The organism is bacterium, from assembly GCA_024224155.1.
GTDB lineage: Bacteria > Acidobacteriota > Thermoanaerobaculia > Multivoradales > JAHEKO01 > CALZIK01.
Genome location: JAAENP010000478.1, coordinates 1 through 7,053 on the forward strand (window position 1 = coordinate 1; position 7,053 = coordinate 7,053).

Annotated in this window: 4 protein-coding genes; all 4 read left to right on the forward strand. The window is 63.1% G+C overall.

Annotated elements, in window-relative coordinates; all coding sequences use genetic code 11:
• Positions 1–1,580: tetratricopeptide repeat protein (locus GY769_23225; GenBank protein MCP4204832.1), on the forward strand; the 1,580-nt coding region annotated here is incomplete at its 5' end.
• A complete protein-coding gene (locus tag GY769_23230) occupies positions 1,577–2,818 on the forward strand; it encodes a VWA domain-containing protein (GenBank protein ID MCP4204833.1) in 1,242 nt (413 codons plus the stop codon). The genes GY769_23225 and GY769_23230, both read left to right, overlap by 4 nt.
• Positions 2,819–2,893: 75 nt before the next feature.
• The gene (locus GY769_23235) at positions 2,894–4,180 is read left to right on the forward strand and encodes a tetratricopeptide repeat protein (protein ID MCP4204834.1); all 1,287 of its coding nucleotides are present in this window, start codon (positions 2,894–2,896) and stop codon (positions 4,178–4,180) included.
• A 282-nt stretch (positions 4,181–4,462) separates the two neighbouring features.
• Positions 4,463–7,053: hypothetical protein (locus tag GY769_23240; protein ID MCP4204835.1), on the forward strand; the 2,591-nt coding region annotated here is incomplete at its 3' end.

A 7,053-nucleotide genomic window follows, 5' to 3' on the forward strand; every position in this document is an offset into this window, starting at 1 on the left:
GCTCAGAGGACGCCTGGATCAACACCTTCCAGGTTCGCACCGCGCCAGAGGAAGGCGGCGTTTCGAGGGCTCGACTCAGGGAGGCGGCGCTCAAGGCCTCGGCAAAGCCGGTTTTGAGCCCGGGCAGCAGTGTCGAAGTCCTCGTCTCCGGCTTCGGAGTCTCTCCGCCCTCCGGCGCGTTTTCGTTCGAGCTGCTCGACGGCCGAGGCGAAGTGGTAGGCAGTTGGGTGTCCACGCTCAAGGAGCCCGAAGAGGCGCCCGGCGATCGCCCCGGAGCCAAGTGGCTGACCGGGTCGATCGACCTCTCCGGCGAGCTTGACGGCCTCGTTGCCGGCGAGTACCTGCTGCGGGCGAAAGCTCCAGGGGAGAGCGGTGCGCCGGTTTACTCTCCAACGCTGCCGGTCATCGTGGCCAGCGACACCGGCGAGTTCTCGACGTGGGCCGCCGTGAATCGTCTGGAAACGCTAGACGAGCCGGTCGGCAGCACCGAGTTGCCGTCCCCGAAGAAGCGCACCAAGCTGCGGGCGAAGGACGTCAAGGCCTTGAAAAAGCGTTATGCCGCCATTCTGGGTCTCAGTACCGGTCGCGACCGCGCCGCCGCCCCGAGGGCTCTTCGCAGCTACGAGCAGGAGGCGGTTACCGAGTTCGGCGAGCGAGGTTTGCCCTCGCTGGTTGCCGCCGAGATGGGTTTGATCAAGGGTCTCGGAAGGGAGGATCCCGAAGCGCTGATCCCCGTCGCTCGACTCCATCACCAGGCTTACCGGGAACATCGCTCACGTCGGGCGTTTCTGCTCGCCACACATGCGCGCAACCTTGCGCTCGCGATCGTCGAGTTGTACATCGACGGCGGTACCAGCGAGGAATCGGAGAGGGGGGCGGCCCTGAGGCAGAAAGACGCGCGCCGGGTGGTCGCGTCGAGGCTGCTCGCCAGTTTTGGTGGTGATCTGCAGCGCGCGGGCCTGCGTCGGTTCAGCGAGCGGCTTTTTCGCCGGGCTCTGGAGTGTGATGACGAGAACGAAGCCGCTCTGCTCGGCATGGGGGCGAGTTTCGAGAAGTACAGCGAGTATGAGGAAGCCGCGAAGTACTTCGAGCGACTGGTCGCGGCCAGGCCAGAAAGCGGCGAGGGCCGCCTGCGACTGGGGATCAACCACTGGCGGTTGGGGCGCAAGGCCAAGGCCCGCAAGCAGTTGGAGCAGGTCATCATGGGAGACCACGAGCGTTGGGTCCAGTCGTTGGCGTATCAGGAACTCGTCCAGATGAGTCTTCGTGCCGACGACATGGAGCCAGCCGCGGACCTTCTCGGCCGAGCGCTCGAACGCTTTCCGGACGAGCCCAAGCTCTATCTGCAGCTCGCCTACTTGCGTAACGCGGTAGGCGAGCCCTGGCGAGCTCAGGCCGAGTTGGATCGACTGAGCCGGGTGCGAGAGCCCGAGGTCGGGGACTCTCCACGCTACGCCTACAGCAACTGGCCCGTCGAGGCGCTGGATCGCGTCTGGGCTCGGTCGGAGGAAGATGTGCTCTCCCGGCTCGAAGCTCTGCAGGCGGTGCTACCCGCCGGAGCAGAGGGCGGCGCGCCTTGAGCCGCGTCGCCACCGGGGCGCTGGCGGCGATTCTGCTGGTCTGCGGCGCAGCTGGTGGAGCTGGCGCCGTAGCCATGGAGATCGTGATCTCCCGCCCGGAACTGGGAGTTCCGATCTTCGGCAAGGTCGATGTCAAGGTGGAGGTCTACCCTCCATCTGCGGAAGTCGATCGTGTCGAGCTGTTCCTGGACGGAGAGTTCATGGAGACGGCCACCGGCGTGTCGCCTTTCGTGATCTCGATCGACGCCGGCGAGGAGAACAGGGCCCACGAGATCCTGGCGGTCGCGTACGACCTGGCCGGCGAGAGCGTATCCGCGACGCTGGAAACGCCGCCGATTCAGGTCGACGACGAGTTCAAGGTCGAATTGCAGCAGCTGTATGTGACGGTCGAGTCCGACGGCGCTCCCCGGGCTCTGAAGAGGGAAGACTTCGAGATCTACGACCGCAACGCCCGCCAGCAGATCGTGACGTTCGAGCGAGGAGACGTCCCGTTCACCGCGGTGCTGCTGGTGGACTCCAGCCGGAGCATGGTCGGCGAGCCGCTGCGTACGGCGCTCAGAGGCGCCCGGGCCTTCGTCGACGGCATGAAGGAGCTCGACGAGGCCAAGCTGCTCCTATTCTCCGACCGAATCCTCTATGAGACGCCGTTTACCAGTTTCTCGAGCGTGCTTTCGGTCGGGCTCTCCCAGGTGGAGGCGGCCGGGGGCACGGCTATCAACGATTTTCTCTACCTGGGCATCGAGAGAGTGCAAGAGCGGCAGGGTCGGCGAGTCGTCGTGCTGTTATCGGACGGTGTCGACGTTACCAGCGTTCTGCTCATGGAGCAGGTGCGCCAGGCGATCCGGATGAACCAGGCGGTGCTCTATTGGATTGTGCCGCCGCTGGGGGAGGGCGGCGGCAGCGCCGGACATCGGTCGTCTTGGCGCGATCCCGAGGATCACGAGAAGGAGCGCGAGCTCCTCGCGCAGACGGTGCTCGAAAGCGGCGGGCGGATCGTCGAGCTCGAGAGTCTGGAACAGACCTCGGAGGCTTTCGAGACCGTATTGCGGGAACTGCGAGGCCAGTACGTGCTTGGCTATTACCCTCCCGTGACCGGCCGCCCGGGAACCTGGCACAAGAACGAGGTCAAAGCCAGAGACGGTCGTTTGAAGATCCGAAGCCGTGTCGGCTATTATGAGCGTCCGCAGCAGCCCGTTTCGGAGTCGCGGCGGGAACCACAAGAACAAACCCGCAAGTGATCAGTGAGCATTCCGGCGAGTGCCGCTCCGGCAAGGGATGTGCAAACTGTTCGCAATGGGAAGGGAAGGTTCGATATGAAAAAGAGATTCACTTTGATGATTCTGGTCCTGGCCGTGGCCCTCTCAGCGCGAGCGGAAGCTCAGGTTCAGGGAATACGTTTCAAGGGCGTTGTCGTCGATCAAGACGGCAATCCCGTGGTTGGAGCTGAGGTCACGGCCGAAGCGATCGCAGCCGAGGCTTCGATGAAAGGTTCGGCCAAGAGCAAAAAGGGGGGCCGCTATGGGCTCTTCGTCATGCAGGTAGCCCGGCAATACCGCTTCACGGTGACCAAGGATGGCTACCAGGAGCTGGTCCAGGATTTCAATGCGGGGAGCGCAATCACCAACGAGCAGATGAGGATCGAAGCCAATTTCACGCTGGTCAAGGACGGTGGAGTGGCGCAGGACGCCGACGCCGGCGAGGTTCCCGGCCCGGTCGAAGGCAACGCTGCGGCGATCAGGCTCTACAATGCCGGCGCTACCGCCAACAACGAGGGGGACCGCGCGACGGCGATCGAGAAGTTTCGCGAGGCCGTTGCCGCCGATCCAGGGTTCGTGACGGGTTACCAGGCGCTGCTGGGTCTCTACATCCAAGCTGGAGACTTCGCCAACACCCTGGAAGTGGCCGATCAGCTGATCGAGGTCGCTCCGACCGACAGCATGGGGCTGGGCGCTCGCTACGACGCGCTCCTCGAGTTGGGCCGGACCGACGAGGCCGAGGCCGCTCTCGAGCGAATGATCCTGGCGGTACCCGGGCCTCCGACCGCGGTTCGACTTTTCAATCGAGCCGCCACCGCGTTGCGCGAGAACAATATGGAAAAGGCCATTCCCGACTTGAAACGGGCGCTCGAAATGGATCCCGACCTGGCGGTCGCCCGCTCCGCCCTGGCCACGGCGCACTTGATCCGGAAGGAATATCAGCCGGCGGCTGAGAACGCGGAGTTTCTGCGAGACCTGAAACCGGATGACGCGGCTGCGCTGTCCATCCTCTACGAGGCCTACCGCGGGCTCGGAGACGCCGAAAAGGCCAAAGAGGCCTTCACCGCCTTGCAGCAGATAAGTCCGGAGAGGGCTGCCGAGGCCTTTTACAACCAGGGTGTGGCACTTCTCGACCAGGGCAAGCCCGTCGACGCCTTGGCCTCCTTCGAGAAGGTTCTGGCCTCGAACCCTGGGCATGTCAAGGTCCACTACATGCTGGGTCTGTGTTACCTGAATTCCAGCGATATGGCCAAGGCCAAGAGCTCTCTTGAGAAGTTTATTGAGATGGCGCCGGACGATCGGGATGCCCCGAGTGCCCGGGAGATGCTGGCTGCCCTCCAGTAGTACCCCGAAGAGTCAAGGCATTGGATTCAAGCAGTTGGATTAGGTGCAAGATCACGGTCTTGCTTAAGACCCTCTCCAGAGACGTAAATAGCTTATTGTCAGTCGTTTAGCGTAAGAGCATCGGAGCTGGGGAGCCTACCCTAACGGGCGGCATCGGCCTTGCAGCTGCAGCCGGGCAAGCGCCGAGATTCCATCTACCGATTCCGCGGCTCGCAATAGCTCGAGCCGCCTGTGACCAAAGCAACAAGAAGTCGACGACCAATAACCAAAGGAGTGATGAGTATGTCGAGACGATTTACTAACGTGGGCCTCGCCCTGCTGCTGGGGATGGCTCTGACCCTTCCCGCGTTTGCGCAGGGGGTCCAGACCGGTACCCTCCGGGGCGAGGTGAAGGCCGATGACGGCTCGCTGCTTCCGGGCGTCACCGTAACCGCGACGTCCCCGTCGATGCAGGGCACTCGTTCGACCGTTTCCGGCGGTAGTGGCGAGTGGGTTATCCGCAACCTGCCGCCCGGTGACTACACCGTGACTTTCGAGCTCGAGGGCATGGGTACGGTTCAGAGCCCGGCGACGGTGTCGCTCGGCCAGCAGACGCCGGTCAACGTCGAGATGGGCGTGGCCGCCCAGCAGGAGACCATCGTGGTAACCGGTGAGACGCCGGGCGTCCTCGCCGAGGCGCAGGTCTCCACGGTCTACACTTTCGAGGAGGTCAACAACCTTCCGATCTTCGACCGTGACCCGCAGGCGATCGCCGAGCTGTCGCCCGGTCTTTCGACCAACACCCCGAATGCCGGTCAGCTGACGATCTCGGGCGGTTTCGCCTACGACAACGTCTTCCTGATCGACGGTGTGGATGCCAATGACAACCTCTTCGGTACCAGCGGTCCGACCTTCATCGAGGACGCGATCGCGGATCTTCAGGTTCTGACCTCCGGTATCTCGGCCGAGTACGGTCGTTTCTCCGGTGGTGTGGTCAACGTGATCACCAAGTCGGGTGGCAACGAGTTCACCGGTACGGTTCGTCGGGATCTCGAGAGCGACGACTGGCGCGAACCGAATCCTCTCGAGGAGCAGTCGGGCACCGACCCGATGGGTCCCACCAGCGAGCTCGATTCGGCGACCCTGGGCGGGTATTTCTTGAAGGACAAGATCTGGTTCTTCGGTGCCCGGCGCGAGAACGAGACCACGGACCAGTTCACGTTTGCGGTGACCGGTCTTCCCAGACCTCAGATCCAGACTCAGGATCGCACCGAGATCAAGCTGACCGGGAACATCCAGGACAAGTACCAGGTACAGGTTCAGGATACCGATCGTCAGTCGTCTCTCTTCAGCTCGAGTTTCGGCTTCAGCAACACGCCTGGCACTTTGCGTGCTCGCGAGAATCCCGCGGCTCTCCGGGTCGGGCGCTTCAGTGGTGTTTTCACGCCCTCGCTCTTCGGTGAGCTGCAGATCTCCGAGAAGGAGTTCGCGTTTCAGAGCCAGCACGGCCTGGATGCGCCGACAGGCGCAGCGTCGGCGCTCAATGCCGACGGCACCGTGAACCAGGCGTTCGTCGCGAACAGCCCCTTCTTCAGCTTCTTCGGCGCCGCGGCTCTCGACCACTGGAACGCTCCCTACTTCGACGGTAAGGATCCGGAAGATCGCAACAATGAGCAGACTGCCGCGAGCCTTTCCTACTTCCTGGATGCCGCCAGCACCGGTTCCCACGATCTCAAGTTCGGTTACGAGGATTTCTCGAGCTTCCGCACCGGCGGCAACTCGCAGAGCCCGACCGACTTCGTGATGGCCGGGGAGGCGATGGTCGACGCGGACGGCAACGTGCCTCTGGATGCGAACAACGAGCCCACGACCGAATGGATCCCCGGATCCACCGGCGCCTGGCAGTTCACGCCGAACCGTAATGCCGAGGTGGAGCTCGCCACCGAGAGCTTCTACGTCAACGATCGTTGGAACCTCAACGACCATTGGTCGTTCAACCTCGGCTTCCGCGCCGAAGATGTCAACGGCACGTCCGATACCGGTATTACGACGGTCGACACCGATGCAATCGTGCCGCGCCTGGCGGCGTCCTACGACGTCAAGGGCGACGGCAAACACCGTGTCGACCTGACCTACGCCGAGTACGCGGGCAAGTACAGTGAGTCGCAGTTCGCCTCGAACACCGACGTCGGTAACCCGCCCGGCTTGGCCTACATCTTCGTTGGCGAGCCCGGAGTGGGGCTGGACTACGCGCCGGCCTATGACTTCAACAACACCCTCGGCAACAACTACGTCATCGTCGCGGCCTGCGACGGAACGCAGAACGTCTTCGTTGACGACAACCTGAGCTCGCCGACGGTCGAGGAGATCACTCTCGCCTACGGCACCGAGCTCAAGCGAGGTGGCTTCGTCAAGGTGGTCTACACCGACCGCTCCTACAGTGACTTCGTCGAGGACTTCATTACTGCTGCAGACCCGGTCGAGGTCGTGGTGCAGGGTGTTTCCGCTGGAACCTTCAGCAGAGCCACGTTCCGCAACACGAGCGATCTGTCGCGCGACTACGAGGCGCTGCAGGTGATCGCGCGCTACCGCCTGACGGATAACTGGACGGTGGACGGCAACTGGACCCATCAGCTCAAGAACGAAGGTAACTTCGAGGGCGAGGGCACCAACACGCCGGGTAGCTCGACCCTCTTCGGTGACTGGCAGGAGGCTCTGATCCAGGAGTCCCACTTCCCGGTCGCTAAGCTCAACGACTTCCAGGAGGACAGGATTCGCGCCTGGACCAACTACAACCTGGAGCTGGGTCGCGGGGGTAACCTCAACTTCGGTCTGCTGGCCAACTACGACACCGGTGAGGTGCACGAAGTCATCGACACCAACGTGCCGCTGAC

Excerpts from the sequence above, each read along its gene's own strand:
- GY769_23235 (MCP4204834.1), top strand. The coding sequence starts at position 2,894 with ATGAAAAAGAGATTCACTTTGATGATTCTGGTCCTGGCCGTGGCCCTC.